At 70.4% G+C, this 23,957-nt stretch carries 18 protein-coding genes; 11 read left to right on the top strand and 7 right to left on the bottom strand.

Translation table 11 applies throughout. From position 1 onward, the window contains the following. The first annotated feature begins 1 nt into the window (after window position 1). The 5 genes from G6N48_RS15855 to G6N48_RS15835 all read left to right on the top strand — a co-directional run bounded on the left by G6N48_RS15855 (window position 2) and on the right by G6N48_RS15835 (window position 5,800). Window positions 2-910: a metal-dependent hydrolase gene (locus G6N48_RS15855; RefSeq protein WP_085271860.1), complete on the top strand. Its 909-nt coding sequence runs from the start codon at window positions 2-4 to the stop codon at window positions 908-910. A gap of 18 nt (window positions 911-928) precedes the next feature. Continuing rightward, entirely contained in the window at window positions 929-2,695 is a 1,767-nt protein-coding gene (locus tag G6N48_RS15850; protein WP_085271861.1) for an SDR family oxidoreductase, read from the top strand. Then, window positions 2,692-3,789 carry a PDR/VanB family oxidoreductase gene (locus G6N48_RS15845; RefSeq protein ID WP_085271862.1) on the top strand — a complete coding sequence of 366 codons (1,098 nt, stop codon included), beginning with the start codon at window positions 2,692-2,694 and terminating at the stop codon, window positions 3,787-3,789. The genes G6N48_RS15850 and G6N48_RS15845 overlap by 4 nt, the downstream gene beginning before the upstream one ends. A 62-nt stretch (window positions 3,790-3,851) precedes the next feature. Further along, a complete protein-coding gene (locus G6N48_RS15840; RefSeq protein WP_085271863.1) occupies window positions 3,852-4,349 on the top strand; it encodes a hypothetical protein in 498 nt (165 codons plus the stop codon). Window positions 4,350-4,510: 161 nt separating this feature from the next. Then, window positions 4,511-5,800 carry an NRAMP family divalent metal transporter gene (locus G6N48_RS15835; RefSeq protein ID WP_085272070.1) on the top strand — a complete coding sequence of 430 codons (1,290 nt, stop codon included), beginning with the start codon at window positions 4,511-4,513 and terminating at the stop codon, window positions 5,798-5,800. Window positions 5,801-5,806: 6 nt separating this feature from the next. On the opposite strand, the gene G6N48_RS15830 is transcribed toward G6N48_RS15835, so the two are convergent. The 3 genes from G6N48_RS15830 to G6N48_RS15820 all read right to left on the bottom strand — a co-directional run bounded on the left by G6N48_RS15830 (window position 5,807) and on the right by G6N48_RS15820 (window position 9,508). Beyond that, window positions 5,807-7,159, bottom strand: coding sequence for a hypothetical protein (locus G6N48_RS15830; protein WP_232066631.1), 1,353 nt, complete (start codon window positions 7,157-7,159; stop codon window positions 5,807-5,809). Between the two features lie 83 nt (window positions 7,160-7,242). Continuing rightward, on the bottom strand, window positions 7,243-8,496 hold the full coding sequence (locus tag G6N48_RS15825; protein WP_085271864.1) for a cytochrome P450: 1,254 nt from the start codon (window positions 8,494-8,496) through the stop codon (window positions 7,243-7,245). A gap of 115 nt (window positions 8,497-8,611) precedes the next feature. After that, window positions 8,612-9,508 carry an NYN domain-containing protein gene (locus tag G6N48_RS15820; RefSeq protein WP_085272072.1) on the bottom strand — a complete coding sequence of 299 codons (897 nt, stop codon included), beginning with the start codon at window positions 9,506-9,508 and terminating at the stop codon, window positions 8,612-8,614. Between the two features lie 80 nt (window positions 9,509-9,588). Between G6N48_RS15820 and G6N48_RS15815 the strand changes: the two genes are divergently transcribed. Beyond that, window positions 9,589-10,461, top strand: a complete 873-nt coding sequence (locus G6N48_RS15815) for an alpha/beta fold hydrolase (RefSeq protein WP_085271865.1) — start codon at window positions 9,589-9,591, stop codon at window positions 10,459-10,461. A 26-nt stretch (window positions 10,462-10,487) separates the two neighbouring features. Here G6N48_RS15815 and G6N48_RS15810 read toward each other — a convergent pair whose 3' ends face one another. From G6N48_RS15810 to G6N48_RS15800, 3 genes are read right to left on the bottom strand one after another with little or no spacing between them, the layout of a single operon-like run. Beyond that, entirely contained in the window at window positions 10,488-11,666 is a 1,179-nt protein-coding gene (locus tag G6N48_RS15810) for an FAD-binding domain (protein WP_085271866.1), read from the bottom strand. A gap of 16 nt (window positions 11,667-11,682) precedes the next feature. After that, window positions 11,683-12,933, bottom strand: a complete 1,251-nt coding sequence (locus G6N48_RS15805; protein WP_085271867.1) for a cytochrome P450 — start codon at window positions 12,931-12,933, stop codon at window positions 11,683-11,685. A gap of 32 nt (window positions 12,934-12,965) precedes the next feature. Beyond that, on the bottom strand, window positions 12,966-15,149 hold the full coding sequence (locus G6N48_RS15800; RefSeq protein WP_085272073.1) for an FUSC family protein: 2,184 nt from the start codon (window positions 15,147-15,149) through the stop codon (window positions 12,966-12,968). A gap of 207 nt (window positions 15,150-15,356) precedes the next feature. Here G6N48_RS15800 and galT point away from each other — a divergent pair, with 207 nt between their 5' ends. The 5 genes from galT to G6N48_RS15775 all read left to right on the top strand — a co-directional run bounded on the left by galT (window position 15,357) and on the right by G6N48_RS15775 (window position 21,413). Continuing rightward, window positions 15,357-16,511 (top strand): galactose-1-phosphate uridylyltransferase, encoded by a 1,155-nt coding sequence (galT, locus tag G6N48_RS15795; protein ID WP_085271868.1) that lies wholly within the window; start codon window positions 15,357-15,359, stop codon window positions 16,509-16,511. Beyond that, complete coding sequence (locus G6N48_RS15790; protein ID WP_085271869.1) at window positions 16,508-17,599, top strand: galactokinase; 1,092 nt, start codon at window positions 16,508-16,510, stop codon at window positions 17,597-17,599. Before galT ends, G6N48_RS15790 begins: the two co-directional genes overlap by 4 nt. A gap of 85 nt (window positions 17,600-17,684) precedes the next feature. Beyond that, window positions 17,685-18,038 carry a hypothetical protein gene (locus G6N48_RS15785; protein WP_085271870.1) on the top strand — a complete coding sequence of 118 codons (354 nt, stop codon included), beginning with the start codon at window positions 17,685-17,687 and terminating at the stop codon, window positions 18,036-18,038. After that, entirely contained in the window at window positions 18,035-18,715 is a 681-nt protein-coding gene (locus tag G6N48_RS15780; protein WP_085271871.1) for a PAS and ANTAR domain-containing protein, read from the top strand. Before G6N48_RS15785 ends, G6N48_RS15780 begins: the two co-directional genes overlap by 4 nt. A gap of 70 nt (window positions 18,716-18,785) precedes the next feature. Beyond that, a complete protein-coding gene (locus tag G6N48_RS15775; protein WP_085271872.1) occupies window positions 18,786-21,413 on the top strand; it encodes a GH92 family glycosyl hydrolase in 2,628 nt (875 codons plus the stop codon). A gap of 18 nt (window positions 21,414-21,431) precedes the next feature. Here G6N48_RS15775 and G6N48_RS15770 read toward each other — a convergent pair whose 3' ends face one another. Further along, entirely contained in the window at window positions 21,432-23,810 is a 2,379-nt protein-coding gene (locus G6N48_RS15770) for a lysylphosphatidylglycerol synthase transmembrane domain-containing protein (RefSeq protein ID WP_085271873.1), read from the bottom strand. Window positions 23,811-23,957: the final 147 nt, after the last annotated feature.

The following is a 23,957-nucleotide window of genomic DNA, read 5'->3' as shown; positions in this document are numbered from 1 at the left end:
AATGTTCACCGTCGACGACGAGGCCACCGGCCCGCGCGGTGCGTCGCTCGGGCACGAGCGCCTCGTCCTGCAGGCCCGCGACGTCCAGTTCGACTGGACGACGCTGCCGTTCTACTACGTGCCCAACGAGCCCTTCGCCACCCACTTCTGCAACGTCCTGCACCTGTTGCTGCCGGCGGGCGAGGAGTTCATCGTCGACGCCTTCAAGAACGCGCTGCCGCTGATCAAGGACGACCAGCTGCGCCGCGACGTGCAGGGCTTCATCAGCCAGGAGGCCCTGCACTCCCAGGCCCACGCGGGCGTGCTCGACCACTTCGCCGCCAGGGGCATCGACCTGACGCCGTTCATCGACCAGATCCGCTGGCTGTTCACCAAGCTCATCGGTGACCGGCCCGGCTGGAGCCCGCGACGGCGGCAGAGCTGGTTGGTCGAACGGGTCTCGATGGTGGCGGCCCTCGAGCACTACACCGCCATCCTCGGGGACTGGATCCTCGACACCCCGCAGCACGACGCGCTCGGCACCGACCCGGTGATGCTGGACCTGCTGCGGTGGCACGGCGCCGAGGAGGTCGAACACAAGGCGGTGGCCTTCGACACCATGAAGCACCTGCGCGCCGGGTACTGGCGTCAGGTCCGCACCCAGCTGCTGGTGACGCCGGCGCTGCTGTGGTTGTTCGTCCGCGGCGTCGGGTTCATGTACTCCGTCGACCCGCACCTGCCGCCGGGCACCAGGCCGCGCTGGCGGGACTACTTCCGCGCGGCGCGGCGGCGGCTGGTGCCCGGCCCCTTCGAGTTCGTGCGGGTGATCGGCGCCTACTATCGGCCGGGTTTCCATCCGTCCCAGCTGGGCGGGGTGGGGCGCGCGGTCGATTACCTGGCGCGATCGCCGGCCGCCCGCGCGGCCCACTGAGCCCTCGGGGGAGGCTTCATGACCACGACCATGACCGTTACCGCGACGGACGACGTGCCGCTGGCCGTTCACGCCTACACCGAGATCGACCCGCGGCGGCCGAGCGTCCTGGCCGTGCACGGCTACCCGGACAACCATCACGTCTGGGACGGCGTCGCGGCGGAGCTCGCCGACAGGTACAACGTCATCGCCGTCGACGTGCGCGGCGCCGGCGAATCGGGAGTCCCGGCCGACCGGTCGGGATACCGCCTGCCGCAACTGGTGTCCGACATCGGCACCGTCATCGACGGCCTCGGCCTCGACGAGGTCCACCTGCTGGCGCACGACTGGGGCTCGATCCAGTGCTGGGCGGCGGTCACCGATGGGTCGGCAAGCGACTCGGTGAGGAACAAGGTCGCGTCGTTCACGTCGGTGTCCGGGCCGCACCTGAACTACGCCGGCAGGTTCCTGCGCTCGGCGCGCACCCCCCGCGCCGTGGCCGACGTCGCCAAACAGTTCGTGGCGTCGGGATACATCTGGTTCTTCCTGTGCCCGGGGCTTCCCGAGGCGGCGATCCGGACGCGAGCGACCGCGAAGGTGTTCGAGGCGGTCGAACGCATCGGCCGGTCGAGCACCCGCAGCCGGCGCCGCGCCGCGTACCGGTCCACCCGCGACTACCTCAACGGGCTCAACCTCTACCGCGCCAACATGCCCGCGCCCATCCTGGCGCCGCCCCCGCGGCTGCCCCGGACCGACGTGCCGGTCCAGGTGCTGGTGGCGCGACAGGACCACTTCGTGTCGCCGGCCATGCAGCGGTTCACCGGCGCGATCCCCGCGGCCGCCCGGGTGGTGCACATCGAGGGCGGCCACTGGGTGGTGGCCTCGCGGCCCGACGTCATCGCCCGGCTCACCGCCGAATGGGTCGACCGGGTGAACGCGAACGGGGCCCCGGCGAGCGAGGCCGTGGTGCGCACCGGGCCCCGCGACGTGCGCGGCAAACTCGCGCTGGTCACCGGCGCGGGCGCCGGCATCGGCCGGGCCACCGCCGTCGAGCTGGCGCGCCGGGGCACGGCCACCGTGGTGGTGGTCGACCGGGACGCCGCCGGGGCCGACGAGACGGCGGAGGCCGTCCGGGCGGCCGGGGCCGAGGCGGCGGTCTACCGGGCCGACGTCAGCGACGACGCCGCGATGGCCGAGCTCGCCGCGCAGGTCCACGACAAGCACGGCGTCGTCGACATCCTGGTCAACAACGCCGGCATCGGCATGGCTGGCCGCTTCCTGGAGACGACTCCGCAACACTGGGACGCCATCATGGCCGTCAACCTGCGCGGCGTCATCAACGGCAGCCGGTTGTTCGGCGCCCAGATGGTCGAACGCGGCCAGGGCGGAACGATCATCAACGTGTCGTCGGCGGCGGCCTTCCTGCCGTCGAAATCGATGGTCGCCTACGGCACCTCGAAGGCGGCGGTGCTCGCGCTGAGCGAATCGATGCGCGCCGACCTCGCCGACGAGGGCATCACCGTCACGGCGGTGTGCCCCGGCTTCGTCAACACCAACATCGCCACGAGCACCATCTACGCGGGCCTGACCGCCGAGCAACAGGAGCGCGCCCGCGCGAAGGCCGACGCCGCGTACCGCCGCCGCAACTACACCCCGGAAGCCACCGCGAAGGCGATCGTCGGGGCCGTGAAGACCGGACCGGCGGTGCTGCCGATCGCGGCCGAGTCCCGGCTGGGCTACGCCATGCGCCGCGTCAGCCCGACGCTGGTGCGGCTGTTCGCGCGCATCGACATCCGACAGACATGAACGACAGCGAGGGCCTTGTGTCGCAGACCGTGTGGAACAGCAGACCGGCCGACTTGTACGGCCGCCGCAAGCGCGACCGCTTCTACACCGCGCTGTGGGGCGCGGGCGTGCTCTTCGGGGGCATGGCATCGGCGTCGCGGTGGACCCCGGAGCGGGTGCAGCCGGTGCGGCGGACCACCACCGCGGTGGTCACCGGGCGCGAACTGCTGGCGCCCGATGTCGTCGCGCTGACCCTGGCCGACGAGCAGGGCGGACTGCTTCCGTCGTGGACCCCCGGCGCGCACATCGACGTCATACTGCCGTCGGGCCGCCGCCGGCAGTATTCGCTGTGCGGGCCCCCGGGGCGGCGCACCGACTACCGCATCGCCGTGCGCCGGATCGCCGACGGCGGCGGCGGTTCCATCGAGATGCACGACGCCTTCGGCGTGGGCGACACCCTGGTTTTCGAAGGCCCCCGCAACGCGTTCTACCTCGTCACCGACGAGCGCGACGTGTTGTTCGTGATCGGCGGCATCGGCGTGACGCCGATCCTGCCCATGATCCGGGTGGCCGCGCACCGGGGGATGAACTGGCGCGCCGTCTATGCGGGCCGCGGCCGCGACCACATGCCGCTGCTGGACGAGGTGCTCGCCCTGGGGCCCGACCGGGTCACCGTGTGGGCCGACGACGAGCGCGGCCGCTTCGCGACCGCCGAGGAGCTGCTCGCCGGCGCCGGCCCGGCGACGGCCGTGTATGTATGCGGCCCGACTGCCCTGCTGGAGTCGGTGCGCACCGCGCGCGCCGAACACGCCGGCGCGCCTCTGCATTACGAACGGTTCGGCCCGCCGCCCGTGGTCGACGGTGTCCCCTTCGAACTGGAGCTCGTGCGCTCGAAACGGGTGCTGCGCGTGCCGTCGAACCGGTCCGCGCTCGACGTCATGCTCGACGGCGACCCGGCCACCGCCTACTCGTGTCAACAGGGGTTCTGCGGGACCTGCAAGGTGAAGGTGCTGGGCGGTGCGGTCGACCGCCGCGGACGCGCCGCCGAGGACGAGGGTGAGATGCTGGTCTGCGTCTCCCGTGCGACCGGTGGCCGGGTGGTGATCGACGCCTGATCGGCGATCGGGCCCGGGTAACCTTGGCTGGTCGGGAAAGCGTGCAGGGAAGGGCCGATCCGATGACGCCGCAGCGGCTCGAGATCCCGAAGAGCCAGTGGTCCGTGTCGGACATCAGCGCCGTGCGTGACGCCCTGAGCGAAGCGGGCGCCGATCCCGAACGGGCCCGCTCCTGGTGCGGATCCGTCGAGCTCGTGTTCGACGAGGTGCCGCCGGGCCATCCCTATCGCGATCCCGCCATCGTGGCGTTCCTGGAGAAGGCGTACTCCGAGATACCTCATCTGTTGTACTTCCTGAATCCGGATCGTTCGACCGGCGTCCTGGACACCTTCTACGCGGCGATGGGCGCGCTGGACCACACGCCCCTGGGGGTGTGGGTGCTGTGGTCCGACGAGCTTGCGGAGGTGTTCTTCCAACGGCTCACCGACGCAGCCGAATTCGCGATCAGGCAGGGTGACGACTGGGTCGCGGTCGTGGAGAGCTACGAGTACGACGCGGCTCAGACCAGGTTCACCGAGATACGCGAACTGCTGATCGCCCGAGGAGCCCTTCCGGCGTAATTCGCCGCGGACGCGGTCAGACAGGCCCACCGGTATTCCGGAGTTGCGGACCATGCCCGTCACCACGTCGATGTCGGCCGCGTCGCGAGTTAGGCTACCCTTAGCGGGTTCTCTGCGCCGCGCCCGACCGTCGTCGCACCAAGAACGCAAAGGAGCTGGTGGTGACCGATACAACCACGCCGGTGGCCGACGACAGTCGCCCGTCGCTGTCGCCGCGCGGCCGCGGTCGCTGGCTGCGCTGGGGACTGCTGGCGGTGTGGGGCCCCGGTCTGGTGGTGATGCTGGCCGACACCGACGCGGGCTCGCTGATCACGGCGTCGCAGTCCGGCGCCCTGTGGGGATACCGAATGGTCCTGCCGCAGCTCCTCCTGATGCCGATCCTCTACGTGGTGCAGGAGATGACCGTGCGGCTGGGCATCGTCACCGGGCAGGGGCACGGTGCCCTCATCCGGGACCGGTTCGGCCGCGGCTGGGCGTGGCTGTCGGCGTTCACGTTGTTCGCGTCGGCGATCGGGGCGCTGCTGACGGAGTTCGCCGGCGTCGCGGGGGTGGGCGAACTGTTCGGCGTCTCGCGGTGGGTGAGCATCCCGGTGGCGACCGCGGCGCTGCTGGCCCTGGCGCTGACCGGCAGCTACCGGCGCGTCGAACGCATCGGGCTGGTCGTGGGCGCGGCCGAACTCGCGTTCCTGGTGGCCATGGTGATGGCGCGGCCGCAACCGCGGGCGCTCGCCGCGGGCCTGACGTCCATGCCGCTGGGCAACTCGTCGTACCTGCTGCTGATCGCCGCCAACGTGGGCGCGGTCATCATGCCGTGGATGGTCTTCTACCAGCAGGGCGCCGTCGTCGACAAGCAACTGTCGGTCGCCACGATTCGCCAGGCGCGCTACGACACCGCCGCGGGCGCGGTGCTGACCCAGCTGATCATGATCGCGGTGGTCGTCACGGTGGCGTCCACGGTCGGAACGCACAGCGGCGGGGCGTCCTTGAACACGGTGGGTGACATCGCCGCATCGCTGACCCCGTACCTCGGCCGGGTCGGCGGAACGGTCCTTTTCGGCCTCGGGATGCTGGGCGCGGCGCTGGTCGCCGCGATCGTCGCGTCCCTCGCCGGCGCGTGGGGCCTCTCGGAAGTCTTCGGCTGGCGGCACACCCTCAACGAGCGCCCCAACCGGGCCACCGCCAAGTTCTACATCACCTACGGGCTGGCTCACATCGTCGGCGCGGTGCTGGTGCTGGCCAGCGTCGACCTGGTCAACCTGGCGGTCGACGTCGAGGTGATGAACGCGTTGCTGCTGCCCATCGTCCTGGGCTTGTTGCTGGCGCTGGAGGCCAGGGCCCTGCCCGAGCAGTGGCGCATGCGCGGGCCGCGCAAATACATCACCTGCACGTTGTGCCTCGTCGTGATGGGCTTCGGGCTCTACATGGTCCCGCAGGCCTTCGGCTGGGCCTGAGCGGCGTCAGAACCAGGGGCCGGGATAGTGCCCGTCCTGGTCCTGCACCATCACGATCTCCTTGCACTCCCCGTTCGAGCCCGGCGCCGTTTCGCCGCGGCACACCAGCGTCCAGTCGGAGATTCGCTGGAAGGGTCGCACCGACCAGTTCGGCGCGACCGGATCCGTCGCGGGCAGCGCGATCACCGCGAACGTGCCGCCGGTATTCGTGATGTAGAGGTGGTCGTCGAAGAACGCGATCTTCGCGATCGCCTTGGCGTCCTCCCGGGTCTTGAGCAGCTCCCACTGCTGGGTCTGTAGGTTCCACACCCCGAAGCCGAATTGTGAAGTGTCCGACCCGCGGCCGTCGACGAACAATCTGCCGTCGGACAGCGTCGCGGCCAGTCCGCCCCCGGAGACCCGATCGGTGTCACCGATCTTGATGACGGACTTCGCGTTCAGGTCGTAGAACATGGTCGACAGGACCGGCGGGCTGTAGGAGTCCCAGTGCGTGATCTGCACCAGTTTGTTGGGGCCGTCGGACAATTCGGCGTCGACGGTGCGGATGTCGTTGTCCTGGTAGATCGCCTCGCCGCCGGGGCGGCGCAGCTCGGCCCCGAAGGTCTTGGCGGGGTCGGTGTTGCGGTGGAAGGCCAGGACGTCCTGCCAGACGCGGGCCGGTTCCGGGTCGTCCCACATGCTGGACAGGTCGGTGGCGGACAGGACGACCGTCCGGGGCGGTGACGTGGCGGCGTGCCCGTCGGTGAACGCGTTGCACCAGGCGACACCGGTCGCGGTCGAGGAGAGCGCCCATCCGCCCGGCTGCGTGAGCTTCAGCTCGGGGGAGGGCGGTTGCAGGTCCTTGGTGGCCAGCGGCTGGCCCGACGTGAAGTCGTACGCGTATGCGGTGGTCCTGGCGACGGCGGGCTCGGTGCCCTGCGCGGGCTTGCCGGTGGTGACGACGTAGACGACCCGCATATCGCCGGCGGTGCCCGTGAGCGCACACATGGCGCCGGTGAGAGTCTCGCCCGCGGCCACCATCGGGACGGCGGGCGCGACGTACTGCCCCGTCTTCGGGTCGAAGATCTTGGGGCGGATGGCGTCGAGGGCCGAGTTGCCGGTGGAGAACTTCTCGGGGCAGCCGAAGTAAGCCGTACCGCCGTAGCTCTTCCAGTCCTTCTCCAGCGGGCCCGTGACCGGGGCGGGAGAGGGGGCGGCGGCGGCGCCGGCGCTCGCCCGCGACGGCGACGTCGAGGTGGTCGGGGTGGGCGCCGGCGGGGCCGCGGTGTCCGAACAGGAGGCCAGGGCGAGGGCGACGACGAGGCCGGTGACCGGGGCCAGGCCGTGTCTGGGCACGCGCTGCCCCCGGACCGCAAACATCAACCAGACCCCCGTTACTTTCGTGTAACCAACGAGCGTAAGGCCGGGTCGGCGCCGCCGCGACCGTAAGGCGGCGGTTTACGTCACACGCGCTCGCGAAGCGGCCGCTCCGCGTCGAACTCGATCGGCAGGCTCGTGGGGCCGCTCAAAGTGGCCATCGGCTTCCACGGCGCCGGCCCCGCGACGCGCGGGTTGCGCAGCCGGCGGGCCAGGACGGTCAGCGCCTCGGCGATCTCTCGGCGGGCCAGGTTGGCGCCCAGGCAGTAGTGCACGCCCCCGCCGAACGTGAGGATCGCCGGGGCGCCCTCGCGGGTGATGTCGACGCGGTCCGGGTCGTCGTACACCGCGGGATCGCGGTTGGCCGCGGCGGTGTTCACCAGCACCATCGTGCCGGCGGGGAACAGGTAGCCGCCCAGTTCGGCATCGTCGACCACCAGGCGCAGCGTGCCGCACACGATCGGGGAGTGCCGCATGCTCTCCTCGACCGCCCGCATCGCCAGTTCGGGCCGGCGCCGCAGCAGCTGCCACTGGTCGGGATGCTCGCACAGCAGTTGCACCGAGGCCGCCACCTGATTGCGGGTGGTGTCGGTGCCGGCCAGCAGCAGTCCCCCGGCGAGCATGCGCAGCTCGGCGCCGGTGAGGCGGTCGCCGTCGTCCTCGGCGCGGATCAGATCGGAGAGCAGGTCGTCGGTGAGGCTGTGCCGCCGCCGCGCGGCCATGGCGTCGACGTAGTCGTCGAGCTCGCCCCACGCGCGCATGACGTCCGGCTCGACTGCGCGTAGATCGACGGTGAAGCTGAACGCTTTGAACACGTCGTCGGCCCAGACCGAGAACCGTCGCCAGTCCTCCCGGGGTGCGCCGAGCAGCGCGCAGATGATGGGCACGGGGTAGGGGCGCGCGAGGTCGGCGACGACGTCACAGCGCCCCCGGTCGGCGACACCGTCCACGAGTCCGTTCATGACGTCGGCCATGGTGTCGTGCAGGCGCTCGACCGCCCGGGGTGTGAACGCCTTGGCGGTCAGGCCGCGCAGCCGCTGGTGCGCGTCGCCCTCCAGGCACAGCAGGCTGTTGACCACCTTGTCCCACAACGGCCCCGAACTGATGCCCTGGACGAGCATGTTCAAGCCGGGGGGAATCTGAAACCGGTTGTCCCGCAGGACAGAACGCACCAGATGGTACGAGAGCACCTCGGGCCCGTGCGGCCCCAGCGCGACGGGCGCCTGCCGCTGGGCCGCGCGCAGGCGGGGATAGATCTGCGCGGGGGTCTCGTCGTCGCCGTAGGACAGTGCCGGCAAGTCGGCATCGAAAACGCTTGCGGGAGCGGTACCGACGGCCATGACGGTCTCCTGGGGCCCGACGACTTTCGATCAATGTATGGCCAGAGATGGGGGTAGTCAACGTCGGGCCGGTGCGGACGCGGCCCGAATCATACGTAAGCCAAGATTCGTATTGTCACTTTTCCGTGCGCAGCCGCACCATCCGGGTCGTCGACGTCTCGTCGAGCTCCACGACGTCTGACCGCGAGCGCAGGAAGTCGCTGAACGACCGGAAGCCCAGCGACTTTTCGCTGAACGACGGGTCCATCCGCTTCATCTGCGCCTTGACCGCCGAGTTGTGCAGCCAGTCGGCGTCGTCTTTCTCCAGGCCGATCTGCAGCGCGCGCGTCAGCAGCGCCGTCGCGGCGAGCTGGGGGTCGGGCGGCTCCTGCTCCTCGGGTTCGGTCGCCCTGCCGCGCCCGGTCTGCCGCTTCTTCGCCAGCGCCGGCTCGGGGTCTGCCGGCGCCGGGCCCGGCTCGAGCACCGGAACGCCCGGCAGCGCGTCGTAGACGACGAACTCGTCGCACGCCGCCGCCAGCGCCCGGCTCGACGCGCCCGCCACCCCGATGCCCACCACGTACCGGCCGAGGCGCTTGCAGCGCTGCGCCAACGCGATGTAATCGGAGTCGCCGGACACGATCACCACGTGGGTCAGGTCGGGCAGGCGGAACATGTCCTCGACCGCGTCGACGGCCAGCCGGATGTCGGCGCCGTTTTTGCCGTAGGCGGCGGCCGGGAACAGCTGCACCAGGTCGACCGCGCGGGCCACCAGCTGCCCGCGGTACCCCGCGTTGACGTCCGCCGACCAGTCGGCGTAGGCGCGGGTGAGGACCAGCGTGCCGAACGACGACGCGAAGTCGAGTATCGCGGCGACGTCGACCCTGGCCCTGGCCTGCCGCTCGGGGTACTTCTCGAGCCCCTTGGCCTTGTCCCGCTGGAAGGAGCTACGCCCGTTCACCTGGTCGTACCGCGAGATCACGATGTTGTCGAAGTCGAGGTAGACGGCCACGCGGGCCGCGACGGGTTCGGTCATGACGTACATCCTCCGCCGGGCGGTGAGCGTTCTGTGTCACTTTCCTTGTCAACGCCGCCTGCGCGGGGTACCCCGATGCGATGAAGCAGTTGTCGTTCTTGGAGCTGCACGGTGACCGTGTGGCGTACCGCGACGAGGGCGAAGGGCAGGTCCTGCTCCTCATCCACGGCATGGCCGGCAGTTCGGATACGTGGCGCGCGGTGATACCGCGGCTGTCGCGGAGCTTTCGGGTGATCGCGCCGGACCTGCTCGGCCACGGGGCGTCGGACAAGCCGAGGGGCGACTACTCGCTGGGCGCGTTCGCCGTGTGGCTGCGCGACTTCCTCGACGAACTGGGCGTGAGCCAGGCCACCGTGGTCGGGCACTCGCTCGGGGGCGGGGTCGCGATGCAGTTCGTCTACCAGCACCCCGATTACGCCAAGCGCTTGATCCTGATTAGCAGCGGCGGCCTGGGGCCGGACGTCGGACTGGTGTTGCGGCTGCTCTCGGCGCCTGGGGCGGAGTTCGTGCTGCCGGTCATCGCGCCGAAGCCGGTGCTCGCCGTCGGCAACAAGCTGCGGTCGTGGCTGCGGAGCGCCGGCGTGCGGTCGCCGCGCGGCGCCGAGCTGTGGAGCGCCTACTCGTCCCTGTCGGATCGGGAGACCCGCCAGTCGTTCCTGCGAACCCTGCGGTCCGTGGTCGACTACCGCGGCCAGGCGGTCAGTGCGCTCAGCCGGTTGCGGCTGCGCCAGGAGCTGCCGGTCATGGCGATCTGGGGCGATCGCGACGACATCATCCCGGTCGCCCACGCGTATGCCGCGCAGGAGGTGCGCACCGACAGCAGGCTGGAGGTGCTGGCCGGCGTCGGGCACTTCCCGCAGGTCGAGATGCCCGACAGGGTGATCGGGCTGATCGAGGACTTCGTCACCAGCAGCGAACGTCCGGACCTGGGCAGCCCGCAGCCGAGCTTCTGAGCCGGACGGGCGAAATCACAGCCCCGTCACAAGCCGTAGTCCGGCAGTTCGAAGTCGTCGACCACGGTGCCGGCGAAGAGCCTGGCCAGCGGAGCGAAGTTCATGGTGCGCATCGCGACGGTGCGAAACCACAGGCCGAGCCGGGTCTTCGTCGCGAAAAACGGGATGTTCTTCTCGGCGCCGGCTTGCTTGGCCTCGATGAGGGGGCGCAGGCGCGCCTCGTAGGCATCGAAGGCGCGGCGGTGGTCGGCGCCGGCGCGCGCCAGTTCGCCGGCCAACACGTAGGCCTCGGTCATCGCCAGACCGGTGCCCTCGCCGCCGAGCAGGGAGATACACGCGGCGGCGTCGCCCACCAGCAGCGTCCGGCCGCGCGACCAGCCATCCATGCGGATCTGGCTGACGACGTCGAAGTACAGGTCTTCGACACCGGACGCGCCGTCGTCGAGCGTCGCCAGGATCTCCCGGCTTTCCCAGCCGGCGTCGCGGAACTCCTCGCGCAGCTGATCTTTGGGTGAGGTGGCGACTCTGTCGTTCGGGACGCGGAAGACGAACAGGAACATGGTGCGGTCGTCGCGCAGCGCGCAACGCGCCAGTTGGCGGCCGGGGGTGGCGTACATGACGTAGACCAACTCGTCGCGGGGCCGGTAGCCGTCGACGACGCACGCCGCGACCCTGCACCCCAGATAGTGCTCGAAGTCCGCCTCCGGTCCGAAGACGAGGCGGCGCACGTTCGAGTGCAGTCCGTCGGCGCCGATCACCAGATCGAAGTCGCGCGGGGCGGCCCTCTCGAAGGCGAGCCGGACACCGCCGCCGTGCTCGTCGACGGCGGCGATGCTGTCACCGAAGATCGTCTCGACCTTGTCCTCGATCGTGGCGTAGATGGCGGCGGCCAGGTCGCCGCGGGGCAGGCTGGTGAAGTCGTCGCCGAGCATGCGGCGGAACACCTTGACGTCGACGTCCGCCTTGACCTCGCCGCGGGAGCCCACGGAGCGCAGCCGCTGGATTTCGTACCCGGCGGCGCGGACGGCGTCTTCGATGCCCATCCTTTTGGCCACCTGGTAGCCGGCGCCCCAGAAGTCGATCATGTAGCCGCCGGTGCGAAATGCCGGGGCCTGCTCGATCAGCGTCGGCGTATGGCCGGTGCGCTGCAGCCAGTGGGCGAGCGCAGCCCCCGCCACACCGGCACCGCTGATCGCGATTCTCATTGCGCGAGCGGCGGATTCACTGCCCGACCGGGCGCGGGCCCGTGTAGTCGACCTGCCAGTGCTTGATGCCGTTGATGAACGGCGAACGCAGCCGCTCGGGGGCGGCCACCGGACGCAGGTCGGGCAGCTGGTCGGCGATCGCGTTGAACATCAGGTCGATCGTCATGCGCGCCAGGTTCGCGCCGATGCAGTAGTGCGCCCCGGTGCCGCCGAATCCGACGTGTGGGTTGGGGCTCCGCAGGATGTCGAAGGTGTGCGGGTGGTCGAAGACCTCTTCGTCGAAGTTCGCGGAGCGGTAGAACAGCACCACCCGCTGGCCTTTGCCGATCCGCACCCCGCCCAGTTCGGTGTCGGTCACGGCGGTGCGCTGGAACGCGGTGATGGGTGTGGCCCAGCGAATGATCTCGTCCGCCGCGGTCTTGGGTCGCTGCGCGCGGAAGAGCTCCCACTGGTCCGGATAGTCGGCGAAGGCCATCATGCCCTGCGTGATCGAGTTGCGGGTGGTCTCGTTGCCGGCGACGGCCAGCGTGACCACGAACATGCCGAACTCGGCCTCGGAGAGCCGTTGGCCCTCGGCATCGGCCCGCACCAGCGCCGTGACGATGTCGTCGCCGGGGTGCTCGACCTTATGGGACGCCAATTGCATTGCGTACCACATCAATTCGCCCGCCGACGCCAGCGCGTCGTTGTCGGCGAACTCCGGGTCGTCGCTGCCGATCATGGTGTTGGTCCAGTCGAACAGCTTCTCGTAGTCCCCGGGCGGTGCGCCGAGCAGGCCCGCGATGGCCTGCAGGGGCAACTCGCAGGCGACCTGGCGGACGAAGTCGCCCGAGCCCTGCGCGGCGGCGCGAACGGTGATCTGCCGCGCCCGCTCCGCGAGGTCGGCGCGCAACCGCTCGACGGCGCGCGGCGTGAAGGCGCGCGAGACGATCTTGCGCAGCCGGCTGTGTTCGGGGTCGTCCATCATGATCATCGAGGCGCGACCCGCCTCGATCTGGCCCGCCGCCAGGTCCTCCCGGTAGCGCGGCACAATCGACTTCTGCGCCGACGAGAAGACGTCGCTGCGCAGCGAGACGTCGCGAATGTCGCGGTGCTTGGTCACCACCCAGTAGCCGCCGTCCCCGAACCCGCCCTGGCCGGGCGGCTGCTCGTTCCACCAGACCGGCGCCACTCGGCGCAGCTCGGCGAACTCCTGGACCGGTAGCCCGCGGGCGTAGATGTCCGGGTCGGTGAAATCGAACCCCGGCGGAAGCTGCGGAGCGGCCATGGCGGGTCTCCTCGCCTGCGTTGGCGTGGCGGTCAGGCCGATGGTAGCCGCTGGGCCTGGTCTGGCACCTTGAAACCCGCGACCGCGCCGAGGCGCGCCGCCGCGGCGACGACGGCCCGTTCGATGCGGCGCAGCGAGTGCAGCGCGGTGAGCAGTCGCTGCGTGTTGGGCCCCGGTTCGCAGTCGCGGTCCTGCTGCCTGGCCAGCGCCTCGGCGGCGTCGAGGGCATCGGCCGCGGGGTAGATGGTCACGTCGCGGGCGCCGTCCAGTGCGCACACCAGCGCGTCGATGCTGCGCCGGATCTGCACGGCGGCGTCGGTGACGGCGTCCAGCAACTCGCGGCAGCACGCCGGGTCCTCGTACTGCTCGCTGCTGCGGGCCAGGTTGCGGGCGTAGCGGTCACAGGCGGTGAACAGTTGCAGGCCGCGCTGGATGCTGCGCCGGCTGCCCGCCCGGGCGATCCCCGAGAGCATCGGCTTCGCGGTGAGCCGGAACTGTTGGAGGTCCCGGTCGAGTTGGCGGGCCTGCTCGGTCGGGCTCGCGCTGTCGTCGTCGTCGAACATGGTCGCGACGCTCGTCTCGATGAGGGACGACAGCGTCGTCAGGAACGCCCGGGCGTCCCGCCGGATGACGGTGCTGACGTTGGTGGGCAACACCAGGATCGCGACCGTCACACCGATCACGGCGCCGATCGCCGTCTCTTCGATGCGCAGCAGCAGCACGTCGAAGGTGAATTCCCCGAGCAGGCCGTACATCAGCGCCAGCATGGTCGTGATCCAGAAGGTCATCAGGCTGTAGGTGACCTGCATGAAGTAGAAGGCGCAGAACAGGCAGACGAAGATCGTGACCAGCGACGCGGTGGTGTGTCCGGACAGCAGCGTGGCGACCAGCACGCCGCACGGCACGCCGAGCACCGTGCCGACCAGTCGCTGCCAGCCCTTGGTCAAGGTCTCGCCCCACGAGTTGGTGCCCGCGAAGATGACGAAAGCCGCGATCACGGCCCAGTACCAGTGCGACTGCGACACCAACTCGCCGGTGATGATGGCCAGCGTCGCGGCGACGGACACCTGAATGGCCTGGCGCGTCGTGGGCAGCAGGCCGCCATGGGGTTGCGGGGTGTCTTCGACGTCGGCGACGTCCGGGCCGCCCGCGACGTCGGGGCTGACCGGCCGGGCGGAGGCACCCTCGTCGCGTCCTTCGTGCGCGGCCGCCGTGCGCTCGACCAGTGCCCGGACGTCGGACGTCGCCTGGGCCGCGGCGGTGATCGCCAGTACCAGGCGGCGGACCGCGGCCGCACCGGTGTCCTCCGCGTCGGCGGGGCCCGGTTGGCGGTCGAGAATCCCCTGCGCGCGGTCCGCCGCCCGGCGCAGCCCGTCGCGCTGCGGGTTGCGGATGGCCAAGGCGAGCTGGGTCAGCGCCCCGGCGAGTTCCAACCGGGTGGGCCCGGGGATCGCGGGTGCGGCGGCGGCACGCTGACCGGCGATCGCCACCCATTCGACGGCGAGTTCGGCGTCGAACAACCACGGCGCCAGTCGTTCGGCACTGACGCCGGGCCAAACCCTGTCAGGGTTGGCCGGGTTGGCTTTGTCCTCGATCTGGCTCTGCATCATCAGCGCGGTCTCGTTGAGCCGGGCGACGCGCACCCGCATGCGCCGCCGGCGCCGCTCGTCGACCGACCCGGCCCGCAGGGCGTCCGCGGTGCCGTCCACCACGATCGCCATGCGCGCCCGAAGCGATCGGATGGTGGCCCTCAGTACGCGCTCCGGCCGGTCGGGCAGCACGTAGGTGCCGATCACGTACGTGCACAGGGTGCCCACCAGGACCGCCCCGACCAGCCAGGGCAACTCGCGCAGGCTGGCCCGCAGGTACAGGGTGAAGAAGTAGGCCATGAACGCGACCATGCCCAGCGCCCTTCCGCGCGCCCCGAAGCGGCGGACGTAGACGGCGGCGAACACCACCGTCACGAAGGCGGCGTCGGCGGCCAGCTTGTGCGGCGCCAGCAGCGCGGCCGCGACGATGGACGCCGCAGCCGGCAACGGCAGCAGCGCCATCGTGATCTGCTGCTGGTGGGGGTCGGGCTCGTTGACCGAGCGCGCCGCGACCATGGTGATCACCGCGCCGAGGAGCGCGACGGTCAACGGTTGACCCGTCGCTTTGGTCAGCAGGAACAGCACCAGCAACGAGCAACCCAACGCCAACGTCGTCCGGGCCGCCATCCGCAGCCGTAGTAGACCCGGATCCGAACCGACCGTCCAGATCTGGGCGCGCTGGTAGAGCGCTGCCACCGACCGCCCCGCGGTGGTCGCCTCGGGGTTCGGCCCCTCGACCCCGGGGGGTCCCACCTGGCGCTCGTCGACGCCGAATCCACCGGGCACCCGCGACCGCCTCTCGTTTGCGCATGTCTTCTCCCATACTGATACCCGATGAGCGGCGTCCAAGACCGGCACCAGAGCGCGGCCGTTGGCTGGGCGGGGCGGTCGGTAGTCTTCGACAGCGTGACGGCGCCGACCCGGGCGAAGCTGGCTGACGGCCGCGACCTGCTGCTGTTCTCGCTGCCGGGTCATCGCCCGACGCCGGTCGCCGACCGCAGGCCGCTGCCCGAGCGGGTCGTGGGCCAGTCGCAGTTGCGGTACGACCGCACGACGGGGCAGTGGGTGATCATCGCGGCGCTGCGCCAGGAGCGCACCTACAAGCCGCCCGCCGACCAGTGCCCGCTGTGCCCGAGTCCCACGGGGCTGACCGGCGAGATCCCGGTCGATGACTACGACGTCGCGGTCTTCGAGAACCGTTTCCCGAGCCTGTCCGGCACCGGCGACCCGGCCGCCGTCCCCGCCGGGGACGGCTTCGCCGCGGCGCCGGGGATCGGCCGCACCGAGGTGATCTGCTTTTCCAGCGACCACACCGGCTCGTTCGCGGGCCTGGCGCCGGCGCACGCCCGGCTGGTCGTCGAGGCGTGGCGGCACCGCACCACCGAGCTGATGGGCTTGCCGGGTGTCGAGCAGGTGTTCTGCTTCGAGAACCGCGGCGAGGAGATCGGGGTGACACTGACCCATCCGCACGGGCAGATCTACGGGTATCCGTACCTGACGCCCCGAACCGCCGCCATGCTGTCCCAGGCGCGCGAACACCGAAAGAGGCACGGCGGCAACCTCTTCGCGGACCTGCTTGCACAGGAGGCCGCCGACGGCAGCCGCGTGATCGCGCGCACCGAGCGGTTCACCGTGTTCGTGCCCTTCGCCGCGCGCTGGCCGGTCGAGGTGCACATCTACCCGAACAGGTTCGTGCCCAACCTCCTCGGTCTCGACGAGGACGAGATCGGCGAGTTCACCGAGCTTTACCTCGACGTGTTGCGGCGGTTCGACCGGATCTATGCGGCTCCGTTGCCCTACATGTCGGCGCTGCACCAATATTCGGGCGCCGGCAGCCAGGCCGAAGGCTATTTCCACGTCGAGTTGATGTCGGTCCGGCGCAGCGCCGGCAAGCTCAAGTACCTGGCGGCCTCGGAGTCGGCGATGGACGCTTTCATCAGCGACGTCTCACCGGAGACTGTGGCGCAGCGCCTGCGGGAGCTCGCGTGACGGTCCGGTTCGCCGCGCCCGGGCGCATCAACCTGATCGGCGAGCACACCGACTACAACCTGGGGTTCGCGCTGCCGATCGCCCTTCCGCAGCGCACGGTGGTCACGTTCACCGCGGACGGCACCGATGCGATCACCGTGGAAAGCCGGCGGGCGGACGTCGCGGTGCGCTTCGCGGTCGGCACGCGTCCCGGTCAGGTGACCGGCTGGGCCGCCTACGTGGCGGGCGTGGTCTGGTCGATGCGCGAGGCCGGTCACAGGGTGCCCGGGGGCGTGATGTCGATCAGCAGCGACGTGGAGATGGGATCGGGGCTGTCGTCCTCGGCCGCGCTCGAGTGCGCGGTGCTGGGCGCCATCGCGGCGGCCGGCGGCATCGACATCGACAAAAAAGAGCAGGCGCGGCTCGCCCAGCGGGCCGAGAACGAATACGTCGGTGCCCCAACGGGTTTACTGGATCAGCTCGCGTCGCTGTACGGGGAGCCGGCGACGGCGCTGCTGATCGACTTCCGCGATCTCACCGTCTCGCCGGTGGCGTTCGACCCACAGGCGCACGGTCTCACCCTGCTGCTGATCGATTCCCGGTCCCGCCACGACCACGCCGGCGGCGACTACGCCGCCCTTCGCGCGTCGTGCGAGCGGGCGGCCGCCGACCTGAAGGCGTCGTCGCTGCGCGACGTCTGGGACCGCGGACACGCGTCGTTGGACGCGGTCAGGAACCCGATCGATGCGCGCCGCGCCCGCCATGTGCTCACCGAGAACGGCAGGGTCCTGGATTTCGCCGCGGCGATCGATGCTGCCGACTTCGTCGAGGCTGGACGCATCCTGAACGCCTCACATGTCTCGATGCGCGACGACTTCAGGATCACCACCGAACACATCGATCTGATCGCCGACAGCGCGGTGCGCGCGGGGGCGCTGGGCGCCCGGATGACCGGCGGCGGGTTCGGCGGCTGCGTGATCGCGTTGGTGCCGGACAGGCGGGCGGACGCCGTCGCGGAGACGGTGCGACGGACGGTGACCGCTGCGGGCCACCCACGGCCGGTGATCACCTGGACCCATGCGGCGGCGGGCGCCGCGCCGCATGGGTGAACAACACGCGAACTCGGGCGGTTTCGTCAAATTTTTCGGCCTTCTCTATCCGTAACGCAGGCGCCCTACCTGTAACGTAACAGTTATGGCTGCGACCAGCTGCGCCGTGTGCAGCACCACCTTCTCCGCGCGGTCCGACGCCGTGTACTGTTCGCCGGCCTGCCGGCAGAAGGCGCACCGGATGCGGACCGCCCGCCGCGCCGCCACGCTGCACGAGCGCCTGAGGAACGCACCCGCGCCGGAGTCGGGCGGGTCCGACGTCTACCACGCGATGCAGCGTTCGGTCGCGCGTTCCCTGCAGCGCTCTCAGGAGCAGGTCGACCGGTCCCGCGAGCTGTGCCGCCTGTCCGCCGAGCGGCTGCAGCAGGCGGCGGCCGTCCCGCGGCAGTCCGGGAGAACCCGTGCGGCCGGCCCGGAGGTGGCGGAGCGGGCGCAGTGACCTGGGAACTGGACGGGCACGCGGTCGCGGTCGAGCAGGCGCTCGCCGGCGGGGCGCCGCAGCGGGTGGGGTGGTTTCGCTTCTACTTCGAAGACGAGCGCTGGGAGTGGTCCGACCAGGTGCAGCGCATGCACGGCTACCAACCCGGAACCGTGGTGCCGACCACCGAGCTGGTGCTCTCGCACAAGCATCCCGACGATCGCCGAGAGGTGGCCGCGAGCATCGCCGCGATGACCAGGCGCCGGCAGGCCTACAGCACTCGGCACCGCATCATCGACACGGGCGGTGTCATCCACGAGGTCGTGGTCGTCGGTGACCAGTTCTGTGACGCCGACGGCGAGGTCGTCGGCACGCACGGCTTCTACGTCGACGTCACGCCGGCGTCGACCCATGAAACCGAGGACGACATCACGGCACGGGTCGCCGAGATCGCCGAGCGCCGCGGCAGCATCGACCAGACCAAGGGCATGCTGATGGTGGTGTACGGCATGGACCAGGGCGCGGCCTTCAACCTGCTCAAATCGCTGTCGCAGGTGCGCAACATGAAGCTGGGGTTGCTCGCCGAGCAGATCAACGCGGACTTTTGCGCGCTGGGCAAGCAGGGCGTCATCAACCGCTCGCGCTTCGACCAGGCGTTGCTCACGGCGCACCAGCGCGTGCGTCTCGACAACGCCTGAGCGACGCGCCGCCATGAGTCATTCGCGGCGAAACACCCCGCAACCGCGGGTGATGCAGTAAGAGACAGCTATGCGGTCGCGAAGGGCCCTCGCTGCGCTCGTCGCGGCGTCGGCGGTCTTCCTGGCGTTCGTCGCGGCGGCCCCGCCCGCCGCCTACGACGGTCCGCCCGCGTTCGTAACCGACCCGGTCGACCACGTCGCCACGCTCATCGGCACCGGGACGGGCGGCGAGACGGTCGGGGAGATCAACAACTTCCCCGGCGCCTCGTTGCCGTTCGGCATGGTGCAGTACTCGCCGGACACCGTGGGCAACTACGCCGGCTACAACTACGACAACCCGCGCTCCACCGGCTTCAGCATGACCCACGCGTCGGTGGGGTGCGCCGCGTTCGGCGACATCTCGATGCTGCCCACCACCGAGGAGATCGGGTCGCACCCCTGGGACGCGTGGGAGGAAATCGCCCACGACGACAGCGAGCGCGGCGTGCCCGGCTACTACACGGTGCGGTTCCCGCAGACCGGTGTCACCGCCGAACTCACCGCGACCGCCCGCACCGGTGTCGGCCGGTTCAGCTACCCGCACGACGGGCGGCCCGCCCTGCTGCACGTGCGCTCGGGCGCGTCGCTGGCCGGCAATTCGCGCGCCACCATCCAGATCGGTGACGACAACACCACGATCAGCGGATGGGCCACCAGCGGTGGGTTCTGCGGGAAGCCCAACACCTACACCGTCTATTTCGCCATGGAGTTCAGCCGGCCGTTCAGCTCGTACGGCACCTGGGACGGCGCCGCGGTCTACGCCGGTGCCCGCGGCGCGGCCTCGCCGTACAGCGGCGGCTACGTCGAATTCCCGGCGGGATCGGTGGTCGAGGTGCGGACCGCGATCTCCTACGTCAGCGTCGCCGGGGCGCGGGCCAACCTGGCGGCCGAGGGCAACGCCGGCTTCGACGACATCCGTGCCGCCGCCGCGACGCAGTGGAACGCCGCCCTGTCGCGCATCTTGGTGGCGGGACGCGACCGCGGGAGGACGGAGACCTTCTACACGGCGCTGTATCACTCGCTGTTGAACCCCAACACCTTCAACGACGCCGACGGACGCTACCTCGGGTTCGACGGCGCCATCCACACCCTGCCCGCCGGGCACACGCAGTACGCCAACTTCTCGGACTGGGACACCTACCGGTGCCTGGCCGCCCTGCAGGCGCTGCTGTTCCCGGAGCGAGCCGGCGACATGGCCCAGTCGCTGGTCAACGACGCCGAACAGAGCGGGGCGCTGCCGCGCTGGGCGTTCGCCAACGCCGCGACGGGTGAGATGAGCGGGGACAGCGTGGTTCCGCTGATGGTGAACCTGTACGTCTATGGGGCCAGGGATTTCGACGTCGGCGCCGCCCTGCGCCACATGGTGAACGCGGCGACCAAGGGTGGCGTGGGGTTGGGCGGCTACGTCGAGCGACCGGGGGTGGGCACCTATCAACGGCTTCAATATGCTCCTCACACAAGAGAATTCGGCAACGATGGCTGGATCGCCGACGCGTCGATCACCCTCGAGTGGTCGGTGGACGACTTCGCCATCTCCCGGTTCGCCGACGCGCTCGGGGACGGCGCGACAGCCGCCGAATTCCAGAACCGGGCGCAATACTGGCAGCACCTGTTCAACCCCAGCACCCGTTACATCTCGCCGCGCAGCGCGGCCGGATTCTTCGCACCCGGGCCGGGTTTCGCGACGAATCCATCGAACTTCGGGCAGGACGGATTCGACGAGGGCAACGCCGCGCAATACGTCTGGTGGGTCCCGCACAACGTCGCCGGCCTGGTGACCGCGCTCGGTGGCCGCGGCGCGGTGGCCGCCCGTCTCGACCGCTTCACCGAAAGGCTCAACGTCGGCCCGAACGAGCCCTACCTGTGGGCCGGGAACGAACCGGGTTTCGGCGTGCCCTGGCTGTACAACTACGTCGGCCAGCCGTGGAAGACCCAGCGCATGGTCGACCGGGTGCGCGGGCTGTTCGGCCCGACGTCCGACGGCGAACCGGGCAACGACGACCTGGGGGCCATGGCCGGCTGGTATGTGTGGGCCGCGCTCGGCCTGTATCCCGCCACCCCGGGCGTGCCCATCCTCACCGTGAGCGCCCCGGTGTTCGACCGCGTCGTGATCGCCCTTCCCGCGGGCAGATCCATGCGCATCTCGGCGCCGGGCGCGTCCGGGCCCATGCCCCTGAAATACATCAGTGGGCTCAGCATCGACCGCCGGGCCACCGACCACACCTGGGTTCCGGAATCGGTGATCCGCGACGGCGGCGACCTCACGTTCTCGCTCGCGATGTATCCGGACAAGTCCTGGGGGACAAGCGAATCCAGTGCACCGCCATCGTTCGGTGCCGGCAGCTCGGCGGTGGCGGCCAATATCGCCCGTCCCGTCGTCACGATCGCACCGGGCGCCAAAGGAGCGGTGACGCTGGACGTTGCGCGGATGGTTGACGGCCCGGGCGGCTACTCGGTGACCGGCACGTCATCGGACGCCGGCGTCACCGCGGCGCCCGTGTCGGGACAATTCGGCGCCGACGGGTCGGCCGCGGTCACCGTCCCGATCTCCGTGGCGCCCGGCGTGCCCGAGGACTACTACGTGGTGTTCCTGGCCACCACGGTGGGCCAGAGCGTCAGCAGGTCGGCCGTCCTGGTGATCGCCGAAGCGGCATCCTGACCCGGAAATCCCTGCGGCTCACACCATCTCGTTCTTGGTGAGCCACCGCATCACGGGCCAGCCGACGAACACCGGCAGCCAGCAGGTGAGCACCCGGTAGAGCAGCACCGACGGAACCCCGACGGCCGCGGGGACGCCGAAGGCGGCCAGCCCACCGATCAGGGCCGCTTCGACCGCGCCGACGCCGCCGGGCGTCGGCGCGGCGGACGCCAGCGTTCCGCCAACCATCGTCACCACGGTGGCGGTGACGAATGTCGCGCCCCCGCCGAAAGCCTCGACGCTGGACCACAGGGCCAGCGCCGCACCGAGAGTGGTTCCGACACAGCCCAACACGATCAGGCCCAGTCGCTGCGGCTCGCGGGCGACCTCGAGCAGGTCGCCCGCGAGCTCCTTGAGCTTCGGGCGCACGTCCGTGGCCAGCCAGCGCCGCAGTTTGGGGACGAACAGGAAGGTGCCGACGATGCCCAGCGCCACACCCGCGATCAGGTAGAGCAGCGTTGCGCTGGGAACGAAGTGCGAGACGTCCGCCGACGCGCCCGCGACGGTGCTGAACAGGATCAACAGCGCCAGGTGCATGATCACCTGCACGGACTGTTGCAGGGCCACCGCGGTGGTGGCCCGCATCGCGGTCAGGCCGCCGCCCTTCTGCAGGTAGCGCGTGCTGAGCGCCAGCCCGCCGACGCCGGCCGGCGTGGTGGTCGCGGCGAAGGTGTTGGCCACCTGCGCAATCGACAGCTTCCAGAAATCGACCTTCTCGTCGGCGCTGGCCCACAGGGCGGCCGCCGCGCCCACGTAGGTCAGCGCCGACACCGCCAGGCCCAGCAGCGCCCACCACCAGTCGGCGTTTCTGATCTGCGAGACGAACGTCGGCGCGGTGCTGATGAACGGGTACGCGACGTAGACCAACGCCCCGAACAGCACCAGCTGGATGATCTGGCCGCGGGTGAACCTCGTGACGGTCTGGGTCTTGATCTGGTCCGCGCCCGTCTGCCGCTTGACCTCCGAACGGGCGGCCGAGATCACCGCCGACGCTCCGGAGATCGACTTCCGAATCGGTTTGGGCACGGCAATTTTCGTCAACCGCCTCGAAGCGGTCAGGATGGTGTCCTTGCCGAACACGTCGATCGCGGCGGCCACCGCCGACTTCGGGTCGTACAGGGCGGACGTCGTCACCAGCAGCTGCGCCACGTCGGACTGGAGCTGGGCGTCGGTGGCGCCGTATTCGGCGCTGCCGAAGCCGCCGAACAGCACGGCCCCGTCGTCGACGGTGATGTGCCGGCCGCGCAGGTCACCGTGCGCGATCTGCTGGTCGCTGAGCGTCCGCAGCCCCTCCCACACCTTCTCCACCGGCGTCGTCTCGGTGCGTTCGCGCAGTGACGTGCCGCGAGGGGGCTTGTGCGCGTAGAGCATCCAGCCGCGGTCCAGCGTGGCGACCGCGATCGTCGATGTGTTCGCCACTCCCAGGTCGCCGATGGCGATCGCCATCAGGGCCCGATGCTCCACGGCGCGGCGCATGGAGGTCACCAGGGGGGCGGTCTCGGCGTCGCGCAGGAACAGCTTGCTCCTGAGCTGGCGCAGCGTGCCGCGGCTGCGCTGGTGCGGGCCATAGAGCTCGATCATCGCCGAGGATTCGGGATCCTCGCATCCGGCCCGCAGCACCAGCGGTCCACGCCCGGCCGGGCGGACCACGGTCAGGCCCGAGACGAGGAACTCGCGTCTGGCCATCGCGCGCACGGCGGCGTCCAGGGGCACCTCGAGCGCGGGTGTGCCGACCACCAGCACCACCAGGGCACCGACCACCCACCCGACCGCCAGGCCCACCAGCGAGCGGGCCGGCACGATCGCGCTCACCACGAGGTGGATGGGAACGAAGGCCAGCAGCAGCGCCCACCACCAGCGTCGCCAGCGTGCCGGCAGCCACGGGCCCGAAACGGTCAGCACCGCGGCCAGCATCGCGATCCAGCGCGGGTCGTCGAGGAACTGGGCGGGCAGCGTGCTGAGCCGGTCGGGGATGTCGAAGTGCCATCGGGGCGCCGAGAGGTGGCTGCCGCTGACCGACAGCAGCAAGACGGCGATCAGGCCGGCAGCTGCGTACGCGCCCAGCATCTTCCACTGTCCGGCGACGATCAAACCGATGAGGATCACGAACGGCAGCGCGACGATCGCGAACCCGTAGATCAGGTACACCAGGTCGGCCTGGGTGGGCGAGAGGACCCCCACGATCTGCGAGACGGATTTCTCGAGGGCCACCCACTCGGGACGGGTGATCAGCGAACTCGTGACCACCACCGCCAGGAAGACCCCGGCCAGGATCAGCCGCAGGATGTCGTTGGTGCGCCGGGTCAGTGGCTGCAAGAGATTGCCGGACACGCTGATCTCACGCCCGTCAACTCGCATGGTGTAACGATCCCTCGGATCCGTCGGCACCGCTGCAGCGGCTCGCCGACAAGTTAACCGGATCGCGATTCTTCCGACAGCTCGCCCACAGATCGCGCGCGTAGGGTCGCATAGGTAGGCGTGCTAGCGAAATGGGAGGGCCTGAGC

Source organism: Mycobacterium parmense (assembly GCF_010730575.1).
In the GTDB taxonomy this organism is placed as follows: Bacteria; Actinomycetota; Actinomycetes; order Mycobacteriales; family Mycobacteriaceae; genus Mycobacterium; species Mycobacterium parmense.
This window is presented reverse-complemented; position numbering and strand designations above follow the sequence as displayed.

Excerpts from the sequence above, each read along its gene's own strand:
- G6N48_RS15850 (WP_085271861.1), top strand. The coding sequence starts at position 929 with ATGACCACGACCATGACCGTTACCGCGACGGACGACGTGCCGCTGGCC.
- G6N48_RS15840 (WP_085271863.1), top strand. The coding sequence starts at position 3,852 with ATGACGCCGCAGCGGCTCGAGATCCCGAAGAGCCAGTGGTCCGTGTCG.
- G6N48_RS15810 (WP_085271866.1), bottom strand. The coding sequence starts at position 11,666 with ATGAGAATCGCGATCAGCGGTGCCGGTGTGGCGGGGGCTGCGCTCGCC.
- G6N48_RS15820 (WP_085272072.1), bottom strand. The coding sequence starts at position 9,508 with ATGACCGAACCCGTCGCGGCCCGCGTGGCCGTCTACCTCGACTTCGAC.
- G6N48_RS15785 (WP_085271870.1), top strand. The coding sequence starts at position 17,685 with ATGGCTGCGACCAGCTGCGCCGTGTGCAGCACCACCTTCTCCGCGCGG.
- G6N48_RS15800 (WP_085272073.1), bottom strand. The coding sequence starts at position 15,149 with ATGGCGGCCCGGACGACGTTGGCGTTGGGTTGCTCGTTGCTGGTGCTG.
- G6N48_RS15845 (WP_085271862.1), top strand. The coding sequence starts at position 2,692 with ATGAACGACAGCGAGGGCCTTGTGTCGCAGACCGTGTGGAACAGCAGA.
- G6N48_RS15855 (WP_085271860.1), top strand. The coding sequence starts at position 2 with ATGTTCACCGTCGACGACGAGGCCACCGGCCCGCGCGGTGCGTCGCTC.
- galT (WP_085271868.1), top strand. The coding sequence starts at position 15,357 with ATGAGCGGCGTCCAAGACCGGCACCAGAGCGCGGCCGTTGGCTGGGCG.
- G6N48_RS15805 (WP_085271867.1), bottom strand. The coding sequence starts at position 12,933 with ATGGCCGCTCCGCAGCTTCCGCCGGGGTTCGATTTCACCGACCCGGAC.
- G6N48_RS15775 (WP_085271872.1), top strand. The coding sequence starts at position 18,786 with ATGCGGTCGCGAAGGGCCCTCGCTGCGCTCGTCGCGGCGTCGGCGGTC.
- G6N48_RS15830 (WP_232066631.1), bottom strand. The coding sequence starts at position 7,159 with ATGTTTGCGGTCCGGGGGCAGCGCGTGCCCAGACACGGCCTGGCCCCG.
- G6N48_RS15770 (WP_085271873.1), bottom strand. The coding sequence starts at position 23,810 with ATGCGAGTTGACGGGCGTGAGATCAGCGTGTCCGGCAATCTCTTGCAG.
- G6N48_RS15825 (WP_085271864.1), bottom strand. The coding sequence starts at position 8,496 with ATGGCCGTCGGTACCGCTCCCGCAAGCGTTTTCGATGCCGACTTGCCG.
- G6N48_RS15815 (WP_085271865.1), top strand. The coding sequence starts at position 9,589 with ATGAAGCAGTTGTCGTTCTTGGAGCTGCACGGTGACCGTGTGGCGTAC.